This is a genomic window from Vibrio sp. 1401, from assembly GCF_033340295.1.
This window is the reverse complement of record NZ_JAWOWF010000661.1, coordinates 1-567: the sequence shown is the minus strand read 5'-3', so window position 1 is coordinate 567 and position 567 is coordinate 1. Positions and strand designations below refer to the sequence as shown.

Here is a 567-nt window from a genome sequence, read left to right as displayed (position 1 = left end):
GTCGACACGGTATTCGCCACGCTAGATCCCGACACAGAGCCCATTAAACCCGAGCCAAGCACGGCAATGAAACCCGGCCCTCCGATGATTTTTCCTGCGGCTGCACGAGCGACATTGATGATGTAATCCCCAACGCCAGAGCGTACTAAAAACGCACCAAAGAGGATGAACATAAAAACGAATGTCCAACTGATGCGAGAAATAGAACCGAACATGCCTTCAGAAGAGTAGAAACTGCGATAAAGCAGCGTTTCCATGCTCAACCCCGGAAAATGAAAAATACCCGTCGCCCATTTTCCCCACAGAACAACGTAGCTCAAACAGATCACAATCAACACAGGAATAAACCACCCCATGGTGCGGCGAATCAGTTCGATGACGATCAATATCGCCATAATGGCAAAGACCCAGTCGCTAGTGACAAACTTAACACCACGCTCATACAACGCATCTTCGGCATATGGAATGTAAAGCAAACAGGCGATAGCCCCTGCTGCGATGAGCACATCGACCGCAAGAGCCATTTTGCTCTGCTTCAAAGAGATATCTGCCCGACGCCATTGCGAT

1 protein-coding gene is annotated in these 567 nt (G+C 49.4%); it reads right to left on the bottom strand.

Going from position 1 to position 567, the window contains the following annotated elements; translation table 11 throughout:
• Positions 1 to 567 (bottom strand): TRAP transporter large permease subunit (locus R7Z77_RS27435; protein ID WP_318137315.1); only part of this gene is annotated, 567 nt, incomplete at both ends.